This window comes from Streptomyces sp. M41(2017) (assembly GCF_002078175.1).
Taxonomy (GTDB): Bacteria; Actinomycetota; Actinomycetes; order Streptomycetales; family Streptomycetaceae; genus Streptomyces.
The window spans coordinates 5,785,756-5,806,035 of sequence record NZ_MWFK01000001.1 but is presented as its reverse complement, the minus strand read 5'-3'; the positions used below and the strand labels follow the sequence as shown (position 1 = coordinate 5,806,035).

The 20,280-nt window shown below is 71.6% G+C and carries 17 protein-coding genes; 6 read left to right on the top strand and 11 right to left on the bottom strand.

Annotated elements, in window-relative coordinates; genetic code table 11:
• Positions 1-246: 246 nt before the first annotated feature.
• From B0675_RS25405 to B0675_RS25395, 3 genes are read right to left on the bottom strand one after another with little or no spacing between them, the layout of a single operon-like run.
• On the bottom strand, positions 247-567 hold the full coding sequence (locus B0675_RS25405; protein ID WP_081221442.1) for a DUF6510 family protein: 321 nt from the start codon (positions 565-567) through the stop codon (positions 247-249).
• 1 nt (position 568) lies between these two features.
• On the bottom strand, positions 569-1,324 hold the full coding sequence (locus B0675_RS25400) for a ferredoxin reductase (protein ID WP_081221439.1): 756 nt from the start codon (positions 1,322-1,324) through the stop codon (positions 569-571).
• Positions 1,294-1,893 (bottom strand): molybdopterin-dependent oxidoreductase, encoded by a 600-nt coding sequence (locus B0675_RS25395; RefSeq protein WP_107482730.1) that lies wholly within the window; start codon positions 1,891-1,893, stop codon positions 1,294-1,296. Before B0675_RS25395 ends, B0675_RS25400 begins: the two co-directional genes overlap by 31 nt.
• 155 nt (positions 1,894-2,048) lie before the next feature.
• Between B0675_RS25395 and nhaA the strand changes: the two genes are divergently transcribed.
• Positions 2,049-3,950: a Na+/H+ antiporter NhaA gene (gene nhaA, locus B0675_RS25390; RefSeq protein WP_081222007.1), complete on the top strand. Its 1,902-nt coding sequence runs from the start codon at positions 2,049-2,051 to the stop codon at positions 3,948-3,950.
• A 16-nt stretch (positions 3,951-3,966) separates the two neighbouring features.
• Here the strand turns inward: nhaA and B0675_RS25385 are convergent, their stop codons facing one another.
• Together B0675_RS25385 and B0675_RS25380 are read right to left on the bottom strand one after the other, a co-directional pair.
• Positions 3,967-4,878: a DJ-1/PfpI family protein gene (locus B0675_RS25385; protein ID WP_081221437.1), complete on the bottom strand. Its 912-nt coding sequence runs from the start codon at positions 4,876-4,878 to the stop codon at positions 3,967-3,969.
• A 10-nt stretch (positions 4,879-4,888) separates the two neighbouring features.
• Positions 4,889-5,488, bottom strand: a complete 600-nt coding sequence (locus B0675_RS25380) for an isochorismatase family protein (protein ID WP_081221434.1) — start codon at positions 5,486-5,488, stop codon at positions 4,889-4,891.
• A gap of 171 nt (positions 5,489-5,659) precedes the next feature.
• Here B0675_RS25380 and B0675_RS25375 point away from each other — a divergent pair, with 171 nt between their 5' ends.
• The 3 genes from B0675_RS25375 to B0675_RS25365 all read left to right on the top strand — a co-directional run bounded on the left by B0675_RS25375 (position 5,660) and on the right by B0675_RS25365 (position 7,652).
• Positions 5,660-6,085: a contact-dependent growth inhibition system immunity protein gene (locus B0675_RS25375; protein ID WP_081221432.1), complete on the top strand. Its 426-nt coding sequence runs from the start codon at positions 5,660-5,662 to the stop codon at positions 6,083-6,085.
• Positions 6,086-6,239: 154 nt separating this feature from the next.
• On the top strand, positions 6,240-6,692 hold the full coding sequence (locus B0675_RS25370; protein WP_081221429.1) for a phospholipase: 453 nt from the start codon (positions 6,240-6,242) through the stop codon (positions 6,690-6,692).
• A gap of 615 nt (positions 6,693-7,307) precedes the next feature.
• Complete coding sequence (locus B0675_RS25365; protein ID WP_143661096.1) at positions 7,308-7,652, top strand: hypothetical protein; 345 nt, start codon at positions 7,308-7,310, stop codon at positions 7,650-7,652.
• Between the two features lie 6 nt (positions 7,653-7,658).
• On the opposite strand, the gene B0675_RS25360 is transcribed toward B0675_RS25365, so the two are convergent.
• Positions 7,659-10,124, bottom strand: coding sequence for a SpoIIE family protein phosphatase (locus B0675_RS25360; RefSeq protein ID WP_081221425.1), 2,466 nt, complete (start codon positions 10,122-10,124; stop codon positions 7,659-7,661).
• Between the two features lie 330 nt (positions 10,125-10,454).
• Between B0675_RS25360 and B0675_RS25355 the strand changes: the two genes are divergently transcribed.
• Positions 10,455-12,521: a SpoIIE family protein phosphatase gene (locus B0675_RS25355; RefSeq protein WP_081221422.1), complete on the top strand. Its 2,067-nt coding sequence runs from the start codon at positions 10,455-10,457 to the stop codon at positions 12,519-12,521.
• Positions 12,522-12,583: 62 nt separating this feature from the next.
• Here B0675_RS25355 and B0675_RS25350 read toward each other — a convergent pair whose 3' ends face one another.
• The 3 genes from B0675_RS25350 to B0675_RS25340 all read right to left on the bottom strand — a co-directional run bounded on the left by B0675_RS25350 (position 12,584) and on the right by B0675_RS25340 (position 16,587).
• The gene (locus B0675_RS25350; RefSeq protein ID WP_241539876.1) at positions 12,584-13,465 is read right to left on the bottom strand and encodes a YhjD/YihY/BrkB family envelope integrity protein; all 882 of its coding nucleotides are present in this window, start codon (positions 13,463-13,465) and stop codon (positions 12,584-12,586) included.
• Positions 13,466-13,661: 196 nt separating this feature from the next.
• The gene (locus B0675_RS25345) at positions 13,662-14,213 is read right to left on the bottom strand and encodes a dihydrofolate reductase family protein (RefSeq protein ID WP_081221420.1); all 552 of its coding nucleotides are present in this window, start codon (positions 14,211-14,213) and stop codon (positions 13,662-13,664) included.
• A gap of 274 nt (positions 14,214-14,487) precedes the next feature.
• Positions 14,488-16,587: a SpoIIE family protein phosphatase gene (locus B0675_RS25340; protein WP_179165366.1), complete on the bottom strand. Its 2,100-nt coding sequence runs from the start codon at positions 16,585-16,587 to the stop codon at positions 14,488-14,490.
• Between the two features lie 246 nt (positions 16,588-16,833).
• On the opposite strand from B0675_RS25340, the gene B0675_RS25335 reads away from it, so the two are divergent.
• Entirely contained in the window at positions 16,834-18,213 is a 1,380-nt protein-coding gene (locus B0675_RS25335) for an acyltransferase (protein WP_081221415.1), read from the top strand.
• A gap of 133 nt (positions 18,214-18,346) precedes the next feature.
• Here B0675_RS25335 and B0675_RS25330 read toward each other — a convergent pair whose 3' ends face one another.
• Together B0675_RS25330 and B0675_RS25325 are read right to left on the bottom strand one after the other, a co-directional pair.
• Complete coding sequence (locus B0675_RS25330; protein ID WP_081221413.1) at positions 18,347-19,546, bottom strand: beta-1,3-glucanase family protein; 1,200 nt, start codon at positions 19,544-19,546, stop codon at positions 18,347-18,349.
• 421 nt (positions 19,547-19,967) lie between these two features.
• Complete coding sequence (locus B0675_RS25325; RefSeq protein WP_081221410.1) at positions 19,968-20,186, bottom strand: hypothetical protein; 219 nt, start codon at positions 20,184-20,186, stop codon at positions 19,968-19,970.
• Positions 20,187-20,280 lie beyond the last annotated feature (94 nt).

The following is a 20,280-nucleotide window of genomic DNA, read 5'->3' as shown; positions in this document are numbered from 1 at the left end:
CGTCTCTCCATCTCTCGGGCGGCCGCCTGCGCGGTCTCCGTCGGCATCGCCTGGCTCGATCCAACCAGCCCCGGCCGCGATGCCGGGCACTGTCGCGTCGGTTCCGTCCGCGGGGCGGGCGGGAACCTCCGTCCACCACCCTGACGAAGCCGGCGCGCGCGATGTGACGACGCCCGGGGAGCAAGGCTAGGTGAGGCCCGCTGCCGTGCGCTTCTCGAATCCTGACCGACTGTGGGCGGATGTGCGTTACGCGTCCGGGAGAGCGTCGGGCAGTGCGATGCGCAGGCTGACGGTTCCGCGCAGGTCGAGCCAGGCGGTGCCGGGGCCGCGGACGAGCCGGAGCATGACGTGGGCGCAGTCGGGGCAGCGGGCGATCAGCCCGGGCCCGCGGCCGTAGACCCGCAGCCGGGCGACGGGTCCCGCATTGCCGCAGCCGGTGCAGGTGGCGACCGCCACGGTCAGGTCGACGGCGAACACCTCGGAGAGGGGCCCGGCCAGCACGTTGCCGTCCTCGTGGGCGTCGTCGTCGTAGGCGTCGTACGGTGCGTCGATGGGGAGCGTGGTCATCTCAGCCTCCGCTGGGACCGAAGCGTTCGGTACGGACGAGTCCGGGGGCGTGCCCGAGTCCGACCAGTTGGTCGGCCGCGTACTCGACGAAGCCGGTGGGCCCGCAGACGTAGACGGTCGGTTCGAAGTCGGGGGGCCACCCGGACGTCACGAGGTCCTCGGCGCGCAGCCGCCCGGGCGGGCGCCGCGCGGCCTCGGGGGCGGTGCGTGTGTAGACGTACGCCACGTCCAGGCCCGGGTCGGTGTGGCGCAGCTCGTCCTGGTAGAGCCGGTCCTGGGGGGTGCGCACGGAGTAGATGAGCCGGAACGGCGACCGGCCGCCGACGGCACGGCGGGCGCGGATCATCGCCATCAGCGGGACGAGTCCCGAGCCGCCGGCGACGAGGAGTACGGGCTCGGTCTGCTCGGGGCGCCACACGAACCAGCCGCCGACCGGTCCGCGCAGTTCCACCGCGTCACCGGCGCCGAACGCGTCGACGAGGTACGGCGACACCTCGCCGTCCTCGACGCGCTGGACGGTGAGCTCGACGTGCTCGGCGCCCGGCGCGGAGGCGATCGAGTAGCTGCGCTGGGTGCTGTAGCCGTCGGCGGCCGTCAGCCGCACGTCCACGTGCTGGCCGGCGAGGTGTCCGGGCCAGCCGGGGACGTCCAGGATCAGGGTGCTCGCGGCCGGTGTCTCCTGCCGTCGCTCCGTCAGCGTGGCCGCCCGCCAGCGCAGCCGGTCGCCTAGTCGCCTTGGTACCGCTGTTCGCGCCATGGGTCTCCGTAGTCGTGGTAGCCGGCGCTCTCCCAGAACCCCGGTTCGTCGTCCAGGAGCAGTTGGATCCCGCGCACCCATTTCGCCGACTTCCACAGGTACAGGTGCGGTACCAGCAGCCGGGCGGGACCGCCGTGCTCGGGCGGCACGTCCTCGCTGTCGTAGCCGTAGGCGATCCACGCCTGTCCGTCGAGCAGGTCCTCCAGGGGGAGGTTGGTGGTGTAGCCGCCGTAGGCGTGGACCAGGGCGAACTCTGCGGCGGTCTCGACGTCCGCGAGCAGGAGGTCCAGCGAGACGCCCTGCCAGTGGGTGTCGAACTTGGACCATTTGGTGACGCAGTGCAGATCCACGGTGGGCCGCTCGGAGGCCAGGCCCATGAGGTCCGTCCAGGACCAGGTGTGCTCGGCTCCGGTCTCGGTGGTCACCGTGAACTGCCAGGTGTCACGACTGACCCGGGGCGTGGGTCCTGCGGACAGCACGGGGAAGTCGTAGGCCTCGTACTGTCCGGGGGGCAGCCGCCCGTCGGAGGTCCTCGGCCGTCCCCGGAAGCCGGGTGAGAAGGTGACCACGGCGCCACGCCCTTCCTGTCCGGATGCGCACCTGTCGATTCTCCCGCGCCCGGCCGACGTCCGCACGGTCGGCGGGTACGCGCACACGGGATCACCGCTTGCCGGGTGGCGGCGTGTGGACCGATCCGGTCCGGGGTGAGAATCAGAAGGTGACCATGCCATCCGAGTCGTCGTCCCTGTCGGGCCAGAGTCTGTGCGGAACGGAGCCGCGCAGTCCGCTGCGCGCTTTTCTGCGGACGGAGACGGGCAGCGCGGCCGTGCTGCTCGCCGCCACCCTGGCGGCGTTGGCCTGGGCCAACATGGGCCCGGGCTCGTACGAGTCCTTGTGGGGCACCGAGCTGTCCGTGCGCATCGGGTCGGGCGGGGTGTCGCTGGATCTGCGGGAGTGGATCAACAGCGGGCTGATGACGCTGTTCTTCTTCGTCGTGGGACTGGAGGCGCGCCGCGAGTTCGACCTGGGCGAGCTGCGGGAACGCCGCCGGGTCACGCTGCCCCTGCTGGCCGGGGTGAGCGGCATGATCGTGCCGGTGGCCATCTATCTGGCGGTCACGGCGGGCCACGGCTCCGACGCGCACGGCTGGGGTGCGGCCATGTCCACGGACACGGCCTTCGCCCTGGGCATGCTCGCCATCTTCGGGTCGCGACTGCCGAACAACCTCCGGGTCTTCATGCTCACCGTCGCCGTGGTGGACGACTTCCTGGCCCTCGCCGTCATCGTCGTCGCGTACAGCGACGCCATCGCGCTGCCCGCGCTGCTGACGGCCCTCGGCCTGTTCGCGCTCGTCCTGCTGGTGCGCCAGACCATCGGCAGACGGTTCCCCGCGCTGTACGGGGTCCTGGGCGTCGCGATCTGGGTTGCGCTGCTCAAGTCCGGGATCGATCCGGTGGTGACGGGTCTCGCGATGGGCCTGCTGACCTACGCGTACGCCGCGGACCGCGGCGACCTGGAGCACGCGAGCAGTCTGTTCCGGCGCTTCCGTGAACAGCCCACTCCGGAACTCGAACGGACCGTGCGCCGCGGGCTCGCCTCAACGCTCTCGCCGAACGAGCGGCTCCAGCAGATGTTCCATCCCTGGACGAGCTACGTCATCGTGCCGCTCTTCGCGCTCGCCAACGCGGGCATCACCCTCGGCGGCGGGCAGCTCGCCGACGCCTTCACCTCGCCCGTCACCCTCGGCATCCTCCTCGGCTACGTGGTCGGCAAGCCGGTCGGCATCATCGGCGCGACCTGGCTCACCACGAGGGCCAGCCGGGGACGACTGCGGCCGCCCGTGGGCTGGGGCGCCATCACGGCGGGCGGCACGCTGGCCGGTGTGGGCTTCACCGTGGCCCTGCTGATCGCGTCACTGGCCTTCGAGGGCGACCGTCTGGAGCAGGCGAAGATCGGCATCCTGGCGGCCGTGGCCAGTTCGTTCCTGCTCACGTGGATCGTCACGCTGCTGATCGGCGCGCTGAACGCGCGTTCGCGTGCGCGGGCCCTGCTCGGCACCGGTGAGTCCATCGTCGACCTCAGCGAACCCGTCGACGTGGAGCGCGATCACGTGCGGGGGCGGCTCGACGCGCCGGTGACGCTCGTCGAGTACGGCGACTTCGAGTGCCCCTACTGCGGTCGCGCCGAGTCCGTGGTGCGCGAACTCCTCGCCGACTTCGGTGACGTCCGCTACGTGTGGCGGCACCTTCCGCTCACCGACGTGCACCCCAACGCGCAGCTCGCCGCGGAGGCCGCCGAGGCCGCGGCCCACCAGGACCGCTACTGGGAGATGCACGACCTCCTCATGGCCCACCAGGGCGACCTGCTCCCGAAGGATCTGCTGCGGTACGCCGCCGACGTCGGCCTGGACGCGGACCGCTTCCGCGACGACCTGCGGGCCCGCGCGGGTGCGCCCCGGGTCGCGATGGACGTCGAGTCGGCGGACCTCAGCGGCGTCTCGGGCACGCCCACGTTCTTCGTCAACGGCCGCCGCCACTACGGCGCCTACGACATCGCCTCGCTGACGGCGGCGGTCCGCGCGGCGCGCCAGCGGGCGTCGCTGACGGGGGCGGGCCGCAAGGACTGAGGGGGCCTGCGACGTATCAGGCGGTACGGGCCCGCAGGCGGCGCAGCATGCGGGCGTCCTCGAAGCCGACCGCGTGGGCGGCGGCGTCGACGGTGAGGCCGTGGCTGATGAGGTGCTCGGCACGTTCGAGGCGCAGGGCCTGCTGGTAGCGCAGCGGGGTGAGGCCTCCGGTCGCCCGGGTGAAGAGGCGGGTGAGGGTGCGTTCGCTCACCCCGACGGCGGCGGCCAGGTCGGGCAGGGGCAGTGGCTGGTCGAACCGGGTGTCGAGCAGGTCCTGGGCCCGGTGCACGGTGTCGTCGAGGTGGGACCGGTGGCGGAGCATCGTGCTGGCCTGCGGTTCGTTGCCGTTGCGGCGTGCGTAGACCACCATGTCCCGCGCCACCTGCGCGGCGACGGCGGGGCCGTGCCGGGTGGCGACCAGGTGCAGGGCGAGGTCGATCCCGCTGGCGATGCCGGCGGAGGTGACCACCCGGTCGTCGGCGGTGTAGAGCACGTCGCGGACGACGACCGCTCGGGGGTAGCGGCGGGCGAGGTCGTCCTGGACGTCGTGGTGGGTGGTGCAGCGGCGGCCGTCGAGGAGGCCGGCCCGGCCGAGCGCGTCGGCTCCGGCGCAGACGCTGGCGACGGTGCCGCCCCGGGCGTGGTGGTCGCGCAGGACACGGAGCGCGGGCTCTCCGACGGCGGGTGCGTCGGCGAGGTCGAGGGCGCGCCAGCCAGGGACCACGATCAGGTCCTCGGGGCCCAGCTCGGGCCAGTCGACCCGGGTCACCAGGGGCAGGCCCTGGGCGGTCGGCACCTGCGGCTGCTCGGCGACGTAGTGGAGTGTGTAGGGGTGCCCGAAGTCGGCGGCCGTGGAGAAGGCCTGCGCGGGTCCCGCGAGGTCCAGCAGATGGACTCCGGGCACCAGGAAGAAGACGATGTGGCTCACGATCCGGTCATCATGCCCGAGAGCCGGCCGCTGCTTCCAGTTCGTCGACGGTGGCGATGGTGGCGAACCGTCCGGCCAGGGCGTACTCGGTGCGCCGGACGATCTCCTCGGCGCTCAGGGTGCGCGGGTCGGCCAGCAGCTCGGCCACGGACTGCCCGGCGGGGGCGTCGCGGTGTGCGATGGGGTTGGTCGCCGTGGCGTCGGTGACGAAGGTGACCCGGTATCCGAGGTCACTCGCCACGCGGGTGGTCGTCTCGACGCACTGCTCGGTGCGGATGCCGCACACGACGAGTTCGCGGATACCGCGTTCGGTGAGGAGTTGCTGCAGGTTGGTGGTGGTGAAGGCGTTGTGCGAGGTCTTGTGGACGAGCGGTTCGCCCTCCTCTCGGTGGAGCTCCTCCAGCAGCCGGACGTGGCCGAGCGCGGGGTCGAACACGTCGCCGCTGCCGGGCTCCGAGTGCAGTACCCACACCACGGTGTCGCCGGCCTGCCGGGCGAGGCGGACGAGGCGGTCCACCTGGTGCGCGATCTTCGGGCGGGAGATGGTCTCCCACAGCGGGCCTGCACGGAACGATTCCTGGACGTCGATGACGACGAGTGCTCGGGTCATGGGTCCACTCTGACGGGCGCGGCCACAGTGGCGACAGGCCTCATCGGGTCCACCACCGGACCGATCCGGTCACGGCCCCCGCAGACCGTCCTCGCTTCTGCACCATGCCCTGATCGACGCCCTGACGGATGCCCCGATCGGTGCCCCCTTGGCGACCAGGAGAATGACCCCATGAACCCGCTGCTCCACCTCGGCTGCACGCTCGACGAGGTAGATCCTCCTCGATGGCCCGCACCCGGCGCGGACGCCACCCGGCTCGTCCGGACCGTGCACGCGTTGCGGCACAGCAAACTCGGCGATCTACGCCCGGGCGACCTGCGCATGCTGGTGGCGCAGCGGGTGGCTCTGCACTGCACCCTCCCGCTGGCGGCGCTTCTCCTGCTCGAAGAGCCCCTGCTCGAAGCGACCTTCTATCCGGGGGACCTCCTGCTCACGGCCGCGGGGGCGCCGGAGTCGGGCTGGGCTCCGATTCCTGATCTGCGCACGCGGCTGAGCGCCGTGATCGCGGCCCTGCCGGACGCCGGGATCGCCGAGCTGCCGCAGGGTTCGGCCGAGGAACTCGCCCGGTTCGGCGGGAGGAGCGCCACACAACCCTGAGCGGGAAAAGGGCAGTTCAGGTTCCGGCGACTCGAAAACTACTTGAGTTCATTGATTGTTGAGCGCCGACGGCTAGGCAAGCGGGATCACTCCACCGATCATCTTGTCATGAACCTGCTGCCCAACCGGGCGGCACCTTCGTGGAGGTGTTGGGATGCACCGTAGATTCGCCACCGGCCTGGCCGCCTCGGCCATGGCGCTGGCCGCTGTCACCGCGACCGCCGGCACGGCCACCGCCGCTCCTGCCGACAAGCCCCAGATCCTGTCCAGCTGGACGCAGACGAGCGCGTCGAGCTACAACCTCTGGGTCGCGGCACGGTCGAATCAGGCCGCCTGGTCGGCGTACTCGTTCGACTGGTCCACCGACTACTGCTCCTCCTCGCCGGACAACCCCTTCGGCTTCCCCTTCTCCACCTCCTGCGCCCGTCACGACTTCGGCTATCGCAACTACAAGGCCGCCGGATCCTTCGACGCCAACAAGTCCCGTCTCGACAGCGCCCTCTACGAGGACCTCAAGCGGGTCTGCAACGCCTACAGCGGCGTGACGAAGACCGCCTGCACCAGCACCGCGTGGACCTACTACCAGGCGGTCAAGGCCCTCGGCTGACACCGAGGCCCAAGTCCGGTGTGACGCACTGGCTGTGACGCTCCGTCATGCCTGTCGAGTTCGTCAGATCTGTCAGGCCCGTCAGGCCTTATGGGTGCGCTCCTGCCCGAGGTGTGCCGCTGCCTGACGAGTACCCGGTCAGAAGCCTCGGGCCCGACCGCGACCACCCGCATCGGCCCCGCCGTCCTCGCGCCGGCCGATGCGGCGGTCGGGGCCGCGGCTTCGCCCTCCTCGCCTCGCCCTCCGCTCCTCCTCCACTTCCCTTCCCCTCCCTGTCCGCCCGGTGCCGTCCGTCAGGCACATTCGCGCGGACGGGCCGAGAATGAGGGAGGCGGCTGATCGGTGAGTGAGAGCGCGGGCGGGTGAGCGATGACGGCGGACGACTCGGCACCCCTGTCCGAAGAAGCGCCTGCGGTTCCCGTCGCACCCCTGTCACCCATGACACCGCTGTCACCAGGCGCATCCGCGGCCCCGGGGGCATCCGAGGCGTCCGCACCCTCCGCGGCCGGGCACAACGGGCCGCCGCCCCCGCCGACCGGGGTGGCGGACGGCCCCGGCCCGTCGAGCGCGCAGGACGCGTCCGCCGACGGCCGTTCGGCGGCAAACCGTGAGAGCGTGCGCGGGGACCGCTCGCAGGACGAGACGGCCGCGCTCGTGCACCTGGCGACTCGGCTGAAGGCCGCTCACCCCACGATCGAGGCGTCTGTCGTCGACGACACCGTCGCCTCGGCCCACGACGCGTTCCGGGAGGCGAAGATCAGGACGTACGTTCCGATCCTGGTCGAGCGCCGGGCCCGGAACCTGCTCGTCGCCATCGAACGCGAGGGCGCCACCTCCCCGAAACCACCGTCCCTGTCCGCACCCACCGCCCCTCCCGGCACCCTGCCTGCAACCGCGACGGCGTTCCGCGTCGTCGGCGACCAGGGGCCGGCCACCGGGGCCACCGGCCTCGACCTCTGAGCCCGCTCACGGGATCTCCTGCTCGGCCCAGATGACCTTCCCCTCCGGTGTGTGGCGGGCCCCCCAGCGCAGGGAGAGCTGCGCCACCAGGAAGAGGCCGCGGCCTCCCTCGTCCGTGCTCCGCGCGTGCCGCAGCCGCGGGGCGGTACTGCTGGCGTCGACGACCTCGCAGGTCAGCCGGGAGTCGAGGAGCAGCCTCAGTCGGATGGGCGGCTCGGCGTAGCGGATCGCGTTGGTGACCAGTTCGCTGACGATGAGTTCCGTCGTCATGGCCAGGTCGCCCAGGCCCCACTCCTCGACGCGGCGGGTGGCCCGGGCCCGTACGTCGGACACGGCCGCGGGGTCCACCGGGACGTCCCACGAGACGACCCGGTCGGCTCCCAGCGTGTGCGTCCGTGCGAGGAGCAGGACGATGTCGTCGGGCTGCGGCACGGGGACGAGTTGGCGGACCGCCGCCGAGCAGAGGGCTTCGAGGTCCTGGTCCGGTCCTGCGAGCAGCTCGCCGAGCCGGGCCATGCCCTGCTCCATGTCGTGGTCGCCCTCGACCAGGCCGTCGGTGTACAGGCCGACCAGGCTGTTCTCCTCCAGCTCGATCTCGTGCGCCTCGAAGGCCATCCCACCGAGCCCGAGCGGCGGTCCGGCGGGAAGCTCCGGGAAGGAGACCTGTCCGTCCGGTCCGACGACCACGGGTGGCGGATGTCCGGCCCGCGCCATCGTGCAGCACCGGGTGACAGGGTCGTAGACGGCGTACAGGCAGGTCGCTCCGAGGAAGGAGGACGCGGACCCGTTCTGTCCGGCCGCCTCGTCATGGGTCTTCTCCTCGCTGAGCCGGAGCACGAGGTCGTCGAGATGGGCCAGGAGTTCGTCGGGGGGCAGTTCCATGTCGGCGAGGGTCTGTACGGCGGTGCGCAGGCGCCCCATGGTGGCGGCGGCGGTGATGCCGTGACCGACCACGTCGCCGACCACCAGGCCGACGCGGGCGCCGGACAGCGGGATCACGTCGAACCAGTCGCCGCCGACCCCCCCGGTCGGGTCGGCGGGCAGGTACGAGGAGGCGATGTCCAGCGCTGTTCCGCCGGTCGGGGGGTGGGGCAGCAGGCTGTGCTGGAGGGTGACGGCCGCCGTGTGCTCCCGGGTGTAGCGGCGGGCGTTGTCGACGCACAGGGCCGCGCGTGCCACCACCTCTCGGGCCAGCAGGACGTCGTCGGGCAGGAACGAGACCGGGTTGAGGGAGCGGACGAACGTGGCCAGGCCGAGGGCGGTGTGGCGGGCCCTCATCGGCACGGAGATGAGGGAGTGCAGGCCGAAGCGGCGGATGCTCTTCGCCCGCTCGGGTTCCTCGGCGAGCCACAGCTCGTCGGACGGGTCGAGAACGGAGAGGAGGACCGGTTCGCCCTCGGTGAGCAGGTGGACGTCGTGCGGCGGCGGGAGGAAGTCGGCACGGTCCCCGATCCGGGCGACGGCCTCCGGGCAGCCCTCGCGCACCGAGCTCATCCCGGCGCGCCGCATCTCCGGCGCGACGGAGGCGGGCCCGACGTCGGACAGCCAGGCGCCGTGCCCCTCCGTGCTGAGCACCGGCTCCAGGAGGTCGACGACGACGAAGTCCGCGAATCGCGGCACCGCGAAGTCGGCGAGTTCCTGCGCGGTCCGCAGGACGTCGAGGGTGCCGCCGATGCTGGTCCCCGCCTCGTTCACCAGGGACAGGAGCTCCCGGGCGTTCCACCGCTCGGTGATGTCGAGGACCGTGTAGCACACGCCGGTGAAGGAGTTGTCGGCTCCGAGCAGGGGGAAGAACGAGGTGGAGTAGGCGTGTTGGCGGTACGGGTCGGCCCAACTCCATCCCAGGTACTCGTAGTCGATGACGGGGTCGCCGGTGGCCAGGACCTTGTGCATCAGCCCTTCGATGGTCTCCGACAGGAGGCCGGGCAGCAGTTCGGTGAGGCGGCGCCCGAGGCGCTGGTCGCGGGGAACGCCGCCCAGGTGTTCCAGGGTGTCGTTCATCCACGCGTAGCGCAGGTCCAGGTCGAGCACGGCCATGCCGACCGGGGCGCGGGTGACGAACCGGTCGAGGAAGGCCGGGTCGGCCGTCCACCGGCGGCGCTGGTCCCGCGCCGACACCAGGAAGCACTCACGGCCGTCGATACCGAACGCCGCGGAGACCCTCAGGTCCACCTCGACGGGCCGCCCGTCCCTGCGGCGCAGGGGTACGGAGCCGCTCCACCCCATGCCGGCGCGGCAGCGGTCGGCGATGCCGGCCACGCGGATCGGGTCCCGGGGCATGGCGAGCAGGCGGCCCGCGAAGGTCCCGACCATCTCGGCCGCCGGGTATCCGAGCAGTGCCTCGGCGGCGCGGGTCCAGCCGATCAGCACTCCGTCGCCGGACACCACCACCGCGGCGTCGGTCGACGCGTCGAGCGGCGCGCCCGGTCCCTCGGACACGGACGCGTCGGAACCTTCCTGTGCGGAGTCCATGCAGCTCATCCTCTACAGCCATGTTCCTGCTAGTCCGCGTGTTGTGCACGGCCCGGCGAAGGGCACGGTGCGGGGTGCCGGGCGCGGGAGGACGCCGGGCCGCCCCGTGCCGGTTCGTGGCCCCGCGAACACGCGTCGGCGGCCCCCGCGCGGCCCGCTCCCCGGCCCGGAACACACCTGGCGCTCAGCCCCGTACATGCCAAGAAGGCGCTCTGGAGTGGGCATGACCGGTGTCAGGGCGCAGCATGGAAGAGCCGGGGTAAGGGCCGCCGTGCGCTACACCGGCGACAGAGCCGGCACGCCGCGCCGGCCGGTGGAGGAGGGCCAGGGATGACAGCCGATTCCTTGCAGTCCGAGAGCGGGGGCTACGACCCCGACGCGAGCCGGCCGACCGGGCTGCTGGACGTCCTCAGCGTCGCCGCGATGGTTCTCGACGCCGAGGGCCGGATCGTGTTCTGGACCCCGCAGGCCGAGGACCTGATCGGGTACACGGCCGAGGAGGTCCTCGGCAAGTACGCGGCCCGGCTGATCATCCACCCCGAGCACCTCCAGTCCGTCTCGAAGCTGTTCGCCGAGGTGCTGGCGACCGGCCGGAGCTGGGCCGGTGCCTTCCCCATCCGGCACAAGGACGGCAGCACCCGCCTGATGGAGTTCCGCAACATGCGGCTCCTGGACGACCTCGGTGATGTGTACGCCCTCGGTATCGCCGCGGACCACACGCTCCTGCAACGCGTGGAGACCGACCTCGCACTGTGCGAGCAGCTGATCAACCAGTCCCCCATCGGCCTGGCCCTGATGGACCCCGACCTGCGCTATCTCATGGTCAACCCGGCGCTGGAGCGCATCGACGGCATCCCGGCGGAGGACCACATCGGGCGGCATCTGCGGGAGACGCTGCCGTTCCCCGACGTGGACACCGTCGAGTCCGCGCTGCGTCAGGTGCTGACCACCGGAACTCCGCTGCTCGACCAGTACCACGTGGGCCGCCCGCCGGCGGACCCCGAGCACGAGCACGCATGGTCCCTGTCCTTCTACCGGCTGGAGGACCCGGGCGGGCGGGTGCTGGGCGCGGCGGCCTCGGTCGTCGATGTCACGGAGCGGCACCGCGCGGCCGCCGAGGCCGACCGGGCGCGCCGTCGTCTGGCGCTGATCGCCGACGCCTCGACGCGGGTGGGCACCACGCTGGAGGTGGACCAGACCGCCCGCGAGCTGGCGGACATCGCGGTCCCGGAGCTGGCCGACGTGGTCGCCGTCGACGTGCTCGACTCGGCGCTGGCGTGCCGCCGGATGCGCCGTCCGGACAACGGCCCGGAGTTCTTCCGCGCGCTGGCGCTCAAGGCGTCCCATCCCACGGTGGCGTTGCGTGCCGCGGACCCGCCCGGCGACCTGGCCACCTACGAGGGCGACCGCATGGTGACCCTGTGCGTGCACACCGGCAGGCCGGTCCTGGTGCGGCACGTCGGGGAGCAGGATCTGCCGCGGATCGCCCGGGACGCCCAGGCCAGCTCCCTGCTGGCACAGGCCGGTGTCCACTCGTACCTCGCGGTCCCGCTGATCGCCCATGGTGAGGTGCTCGGTGCCCTCGACCTCAAGCGCACCCGTAACCCGGTCCCCTTCGACGACGACGACGTCGTGCTGGCGACGGAACTGGCGAGCCGTGCCGCGGTCGCCATCGACAACGCCCGCTGGTTCCAGAGCGTCCGCAACACCGCGGTGACCCTCCAGCGCAGCCTGCTGCCCGAGCACCCGCCGAACCTGAACGGCCTGGAGGTCGCGTCCCGCTACCAGCCGGCCCAGGCCACCAGTGAGGTCGGCGGCGACTGGTACGACGTCATCCCGCTGTCGGACGACAGGACCGCCCTGGTCGTCGGTGACGTCATGGGCAACGGGATCGACGCGGCCGCCACCATGGGCCGGCTCCGGACCGCCACCTGCGCGTACGCCGACCTCGACCTCGATCCCGGCGACGTGCTCCAGCACCTGGACAAGATCACCTGCGATCTGGAGCACTACATCGTCACCTGCCTGTACGCCGTCTACGACCCGCACAGCCGCCAGTGCCGCGTGGCCAACGCGGGGCACATGCCGCCCGCGCTGGCCCGTCCCGGCACCGCTCCCGTGCTGCTGGACCTGCCGCCGGGCGCGCCGCTCGGCGTCGGCGGCATCCCCTTCGAGACCACGACCGTCGACCTGGCCGCCGACGACGTCCTCGTCCTGTACACGGACGGCCTCGTCGAGACCCGCCTGCACCCCATCGACGACCGGCTGAACGTCCTTCTGAGCTTCCTCGACGAACCGGGTCGGCCACTGGAGGAACTCTGCGACCTCCTGCTGTACGGCCTGCGCAATTCCGACGACCACGACGACGTGGCCCTCCTCGTGGCACGGGCGACCTAGCCGGTCGTGGAGATGTGCGAACGCGCCGACTCAGGCCGGTGCACGGGCGTGGTGCGCCCGTCCTACGGCTGCCGCTTCCTCTCGTCCTTGGAGCGGCGGTGGGAGACCTGGTCGCGGGTGGAGCGCCAGCGGGACCGCGCCTGGTCCACGACGCTGTCCCACTGGCGGCGGATCTCGTCGTCGGACGGCCGGTCGCCCGCCCGGATCCGGACCAGTTCGTCGCGCATCTCCCGCCCCAGCGCGGCGGACGCGACGATGACGAACATCGCGGCGAAGAGCGCCGAGATCATCGCGAAGACGGCGCCGACCGCTCCGTAGCGCGCGGCGTAGGAGTTGAACAGACGCGGGAGATAGACGGAGGCGCCCACCGAGTAGACGGCCGTGAGCGCGGCGGCCGTGACACCGAAGGGCAGGAGGTCCCGCCAGGGGATCCGCTTCGCCGACAGGGCGGTGCCGCTCCACACGAGGAAGGCGATGCTCACCGGCACTTCGCAGACCGAGGCCACCACGCCCAGGGGCTTTCCGCCGAGTGTCGCGTGCATCCAGCCGGTGACCGCCGTGTAGCAGGCGAGCGCGAGGATCCACGCGAGGCCGTTCCGGGTGTTGCGGACGCTGAGCGGGGTCAGTTGCCAGGTCTGTTCGAAGAGGCGCTGGGTGGCCCGGGCGAAACTCAGCACGGAGATGATCAGGAAGATGCCTCCGAAGATGCCCACGCCGGCGCTGGTGCCGTCGGCGGGGGCGAGGAGCGACCTGACCGCCTCGGCGCCCTGCCCGGTGAGGCCGTAGCGCTTGATGATCCGTTCGGCGGCGTCGTAGTCCGAGAAACTGCTGAGGACGGCGCCGCAGAGGATGCTGAGGGGGATCACGGCGGTCAGCGCGCTGGAGGCCAGGGCCATCGAGCGGTCGAAGCCGACGATCTTCTGGAAGCGGTTGAGGACGCGCAACGCGAACGCGGGACGCAGCCAGAACGTCAGCGTCCTGACGAGGCGTTCACGATTGATCCCCGCCGTGCTGTCCTCCGTGATCTCGGGCCCGGTGTGGCGCTGCGAGCGTAACGGACGGGCGCCCGGGCGGCGCGGGACGACACGGGCCCACCGTGCCGCGTACGACGGGAAGTGGGCGGGCGCGACGACGGCGGGCCTATGTGAGGACGAGGAACCGCAGGGCCGTGACCGCTCCGACCTCCCGTACGCCGATCCTCTTCAGGGCGATGCCCTCCACCTCCGGGTCGTCGAACAACCGGAGTCCTGAGCCGAGGAGCACGGGCACCACGTCGAGATGGAGTTCGTCGGCGAGTCCGGCCCGCAGGGTCTGCCCGATCACATCGGCGCCGAGCACCTGGACGACCCGGTCCCCCGCGGCGGCCCTCGCCTGCCCGATCGCCGACTCGATCCCGTCGGTCACGAAGGTGAAGGTGAGGTTCTCGTCCTGCTGGGGCATGACCCGCGGTGGTGTGTGGGTCAGGACGAAGAGCGGGACCTGGAACTCGTAGGCGCCGACATAGGAGTCCGGGTCCTCGGCCATCGCGTACGAGCGCCTGCCCATGACGACCGCGCCGGTCTGCTCGATCAGTTCGTCCATGTACGCGCTGCCGCGGAGTGTCTCCGGGTCGGAGAGGCGCGCGGCGCTGCCCTTGCGGTCGGCGACGAAGCCGTCCAGCGAGATGGCCATGCCGGCGTGCACGGTTGCCATGGGTCGTCCTTCCTTTCTCCGATGCCGAGAAGACGGGCCGAAAACGTTCCGTCCCAGGGGCAGACTCCGGAGCCGAGGACAACTCATCGGTCGTTCCGGACCCGCGGAACCGGTGGCGTGCGATGCCGGACGAATGTCGAGGTCGGGGACCTCCCGTGTCGGGTCGCCGGCATCCCGCCGACGACGGCGCCGTTCCGGCGCGGCACAACAGCGGGGGCCCGGCCGAACGTGTCCGGGCGCCCAGGCGGATGGCTACGTCGTGGGCGGGAACGGCTCAATCGGCTTCGGACAGGGCGAGTTCGGCCCAGATCGTCTTTCCGCGCGGTTCCGGGCGGGTCCCCCAGCGTCGGCTGACCTGCCAGGTGAGGTAGAGGCCCCGGCCGCCCTCGTCGGCCTCCTCGGCGTAGCGGAGGTGCGGCGCCGTGCTGCTGTCGTCGGTCACCTCGCAGACGAGGACGGGCCCGTCGAGGATGAGGCGCAGTCCGATGTCGCCGTCCGCGTACCGGATGGCGTTGGTGACCAGTTCGCTGACGACGAGGCTGGCGGTGAACGCGTGTTGCTCCAGCCCCCACGCGGCCAGTGCCTCTTCGACCGCGTCACGGGCCTCGCCCGCGCTCTCGGGACGGTTGGCAAGAGTCCACGAGCGGACCTGGTCGGGGCCGAGGACACGGGTGCGGGCCAGGAGCAGGACGGCGTCGTCGCTCTCCGCCTTGTGCGGCGTCAGGCTGTAGAGCACCTCGTCGCACATCTCCTGCAGGGGCCGGTCGGTGGGCAGCAGGACGTCGGCGACGGACGCCAGCTGCTCCTGCGCGTCGTCCGACACGGACCGGAGCATCGCGGTGTTGGACAGCAGCAGGACCGAACCCTCCGCGAGCTCGAACTCGGCTGTCGCGTACTTCGGCATGCCACGTCCGAGCGACGGCCCCACGGGCACGGTCGCGTACTCGACGCGGCCGTCGGGGAGGGCGACCACGGGCGGCGGATGCCCGGCACTGGCGACGGCGCAGCGGCGTGTGACGGGGCTGTAGACGAGGTACAGACACGTGGTGTGCCCGTCGGACGGATCGTGTTCGGTCGGGTCCGTGTGGTCGGGCCGTTCTCCGCGCAGCCGGGTCACCAGGGCGTGCAGGCGTTGCAGGACCTCGTCCGGTGGCAGGTCGAGGACGGCGAGCGCCCCGATCGCGGCCCGGACCTCGCCCATGGTCGCGGCGGCCTGCAGGCCCTGGCCGGCCGTGTCGCCGGTGACCAGGGCGACCCGTGCTCCGGACAGCGGGATGACGTCGAACCAGTCGCCTCCCGCGCCGAGCGGGAAGTAGCTGGACGCCGTCTCCACCGCCGCGTGCCCCACCACCTGCGGCGGACGCAGGCTGAGTTGCAGGATGCGGGCGGCCGAGCGTTCGCGTGTGTAGAGACGGGCGTTGTCGAGGCACAGGGCGACGCGGTCGGCGAGTTCGGAGGCGAGGGCGAGGTCGTCGTCGTCGAAGGCTCCGGGGGTGCGGTCCCGGTAGCAGTGCGCCACGCCCAGTACGGCGCCACGGGCGGCCAGCGGCAGGACGAGGAGGGAGTGGGCCCCCGCTTCGAGCATGCGCCGTCCCCGCACCGCCTCGTGGTTCGGCCAGCCGTTGCCCGATGTCAGCTCGGCGACGAGGCGCGGCTGCAGGTCGGACAGACTCTGCGAGAAGGGGGTACCGAACAGCAGGCCGATCGCCTCACCGATGGTGGGAAGCCTGTCGGCGGGTTCCGGAACGGAAGCGCTCACGCCCGCGCACCGCAACGCACCGTGCTCGAACACGGCGCCCGGCGCGGAGACCTCGCCGCGCAGGACCGAGTCCAGGACCTCGACGGCCACCACGTCCGCCAGGGCGGGCACCAGCGCGTCGGCGAACTCCTGTGCCGTGCGGAAGATGTCGAGCGTCGTGCCGATGCGTCCGTTGGCCCGCTCCAGCAGTTCCAGCCGTGCCGTCGCCCGGTGCTGGTCGGTGACGTCGACGATCGCCGCCATCACCCCGAGCACGGCGCCTGCGGGGTCCTCCAGCCGGAAGGTGGAGATGGACAGGACGGTCTCGGGCGACCCCGGCGTGAGATGGCCCCGCGCCTCGACGTCGAGCACGGCCACACCGTCACTCAGTACGTCCCGCAGCATCGTCTCGAAGGCCCCGGAGTAGAAGTCTCCCGCCCACTCCCGCGGGTGACGGCCCACGGCGTCGTCGAGAGGGAAGGCCCGGATGTGCCGGGCCGCTCTGTTGAACCGCACCAGACACAGGTCCGGGTCCAGGACGTGGAGGCCGATGGGGGACTCGGTGAACAGCGTCCCCAGCACGGCCAGCTCGAGTTGTGTCGTCGGCCCGTCGTGCCCGCCCAGCGATGGATCCATGGGTGTTCCGTAGACCGTGCCCCACGGAAGCAATCCGGCTGGGCCGAGATCCATCCCATCCGCTCAACGGCGGCGCGCGACCGGAGTAGTGGCCCGGAGCGAGGAGCGCGCGCCGACCGGACCGCGTGTCGGTCGATGCCGCCCGGCGGCCCTGGGGACTCCGTGGGATGTCGCAGGAGGCACGAATTGGTTGCGGCCTCCACGTCCGGCCTTGGGTACGGCCTGTGGCGGGCAGCATGACGATCCATGAGCAGAAGCGCGGAACGGGACCGCTATGTCGACTTCCTGCGGGCGTGGGCGATCGTCCTGGTGGTGCTCGGGCACTGGGTCATCACCGCGCTCGTCCGGTCGTCCGACGGCGAGATCACGGCACCGGAGCTGCTCGCCACGCTGCCCTGGACCCAGTGGCTGACCCTGGGGTTCCAGATCATGCCGCTGTTCTTCCTGGCCGGGGGCCACGCGGCGGGCGGCTCCTGGAAGCGGGCGCGCCCGGCGGGCGGGACCGCCGCGGGATGGGTGGGCGGCCGGGCGCTGCGGCTGCTGCTTCCGGCAGGGGCGTACAGCGTGCTGGTGCTCTGCTCGGTCGGGATCTGCTCGGCGGTGGGCGTGGACTCCGGCACCCTCGCGCTCGTCGGCTGGGCGATGGCCATGCAGTTCTGGTTCCTGCCCGTGTACCTCGTGCTCAGTGCGTCGACCCCCGCTCTGCACTTCCTGCACCGGCGTTGGGGGCTGCGTGTCCCCGTCGCCATGGCGGTGGTCGCACTGGCCGCGGACGTGTTCGTGGTCACGGCCCACACCCCGTACGTGGGACTGCTCGACTACGTTCTGGTGTGGGGCGTCGCGTATCAGCTCGGCTTCTGCTGGCAGGACGGCCTGTTGACGGGCCGTCGGCCGTTGGCGCAGGTCATGGCGGGGTGTGGCGCGGTGGCCTTCGGCGCCCTGATCGCGTTCGGGCCGTTCCCCGTGAGCCTCATCCTGGTGACGGGCCAGGACCCCAGCAACACCAACCCTCCCTCGGCGGCGATGCTGGCCTGGGTGGTGGCACAGACCGGCGTGTGCCTGGTCGCCGCCCCGGCGGTGCGGCGACTGCTGGCCCGCGAGCGGGTGTGGCGCGTCGTGGGTCCCGTCGGCGGCGCCAGCATGACCCTGTACTTGTGGCACATGCTGCCGGTGCTGGTGGTGGCCGCCGCCTTCTATCTCACCGGTCTCGCCCCCGAGCCCGCTCTCGGCTCGGCGGCCTGGTGGGCGCTGCGGGTGCCGTGGCTGCTGGTGCTCGGCACGGTCCTTGCCGGCGTGGTGGTGGCGCTGCGCCCGCTGGAGCGCGGGCTGACCCTGCTCCACGAGCGGACCCGCCCGAGCGCCGCGCCCGACCGTGCCTGGCTCCTGTGGCCGGGTCTTGCGGTGAGCGTGCTCGCGCTGACCCGATTCGCCGTACGGGGCTTCGCCCCCGGCGGCCGCTTCCCGGTCCTGCCCGCGCTGGGCCTTCTCGTGGGCACCGCCCTGGTGATGGCGACCGGGTGGCGGTCGCGAGTGATCCCGGACCCCAAGGACCCCAAGTACCCCGAGGACTCCAAGGACTCCAAGGACTCCAAGGACTCCAAAGACAGCCTGGAGGAGGCAGCCTGACGCCCGAGTGGGCGGGCCTCTACGCCACGTCGCCCCCGCCTGGGCTGTTGACGCCCAACGTGACCCAGAGGAAGGGGAGTCACCGCCGCCGACCGCGGTGACTCCCCGATCTACCGTCCCCGGACAGCGGTTCCTAGAACGCCGTCAGCGTCAGGCGGATCGCCGTGGGGGCGGTGTCCTGGATGTAGGAGGCGAAGTCGGCCACGTCGTCGAAGGCGAAGCCGTAGGCCTTGCCGTCCTCGGTCGCCGCGTGGACGGCCTTCGCGTAGTGGTTGGTGAGGTCGGTCCGGTAGAAGTCGGCCGCGGAGGTGGTCGGTTGGGCCGGGTTGCTGAGCAGGGTCGAGCGGTTGAAGCCCGCACCGAGCACCGCGGCCACCGGACCCGTGGTTCCGTCGTTGGGAGCGGCGAGGTTGCCGTCGCAGAACAGGACGTCACGGGTGGAGGGCTTGCTGAAGGAGACCGAGGCGGGCCCGTCGAAGGTGAACTTGTCGGCGCGCACCCGTCCGGTGAACGCACCCGCGTTGGTGGTGACGGTGAGGTCCTTGCCGGTGTAGGTGCTCCACACCTCGTCGATGTACGGGGCGAAGTAGTCCTTCGCGAACAGGCCGGCGTCGAGACCATGGCCGGGGGCGATGATGCGGACGTCGTCCACGACCAGCGGCGCGAAGTCCTCGATGCCCTTCACCGCGGCGAAGGCGGCCGCACGTCCGCCGTCGCGGACCGTGCCGGTGGTCTGTTCCTTGTCCCCGTTCAGGCGGATGCTCATGGGCACACTGAACATGTCGACCATGGTCGTGTTGCAGAACATGCCCGCGGAGTTGTAGGTGAACTCGGCGCAGTCGTGCAGCACCGCGTAGTTGGGGTCCGAGGTGACCCAGCCGGCGGGGTACTGGAGTGCCGCGTTGCCGTTGCCGTCCGCGACGGCCTTGAACTTCAGCTTCTCTCCGAGCGACACGTAGATGCGGCCGGACATGTGCGGGAGGCTGAGCTGCGTCTCCCCGCTGCCGGACAAGGTGAGCGCGTAGTCCGTGAACCCGTCGGCGCCGTTGTCCGCGAGGGATATCGGGGCGAGGGTGCCGTCCTGGGTGACGCGGACCTGCTGGCCGTCCTGGTTGCCGACGACGTAGACGTGAACGGACGCGTTGTCGAAGGAGCCGCTGTTGTTGACGATCGTCAGCGGCAGCGATCCCGCGGCGGCCTTGGTGGAGGCGTCCGTCGTGTCGGCCAGGGCGTACGGCGCGACGGCCGCGATCGCGGGGACGGCCACGGCGGCGCCGCCGAGGGCGAAGAGCATCTTGCGGCGGGAGAGATCACGCTGGTGACGAGGCGTCATGTCTGTGGTGCTCCTTGGTGCTTGTGCCTGCGGCGAGGCTGTGGGGGGTGGCCCTGCGGAGAGGTGCGCCGACGCGACGCACCCTGTCGGGGGGAGACTCTTCGGTTGTCCGGCACGGTCGACGTTCGCGCGTGGATGATCCGAGCAAACCCTGAGAGCGCTCTCACAACGGCACGGCCGTCACCGATGGGCCCCGATGCTACGCATGACTCACGGAGAGGCCAACCACTTGGAGGGATCACCAAATCCCTCTGAACTGGGCTTACTTGAGGACCAGCGCGTCACCCTCGAACTCTTAAGGCGCGTTTAAGCCGTACTTAAGAAGGGGCGCTCCGCTTTCGGACTGCAATCCCGCCGCGGACGGGTGTGCGCCCGTACGGGCGCACAGAGTCACCGGCCGGCCGTTCGGCCGCTCGCGGCGCTAGGGGGTGTCCCAGACATCCGGGCCGCCGCCGCGCCACTCGATCAGGTCGGAGCCGACCACGTCGAGCTCGTCCCAGTTCTGCAAACCCGCTTCCTGCAGGAACGCCGTCAGGTCGTGCAGCGAGTAGGCGGTACCGAGGACGGCGGTGTCGACCTGTACACGCCGACCGCCTCCCTCGCTGGGCGGGTACACGGTCACGGGCGTCGCGGATGCCATGGGGCCAGCATGGTCCAGGGCCGTTCGGCGCGCATCCGGGCCGTTCGGAGACCTGCCGGGGCGCGAGACGGGCAGGGCGGAATCGGCCACCCGG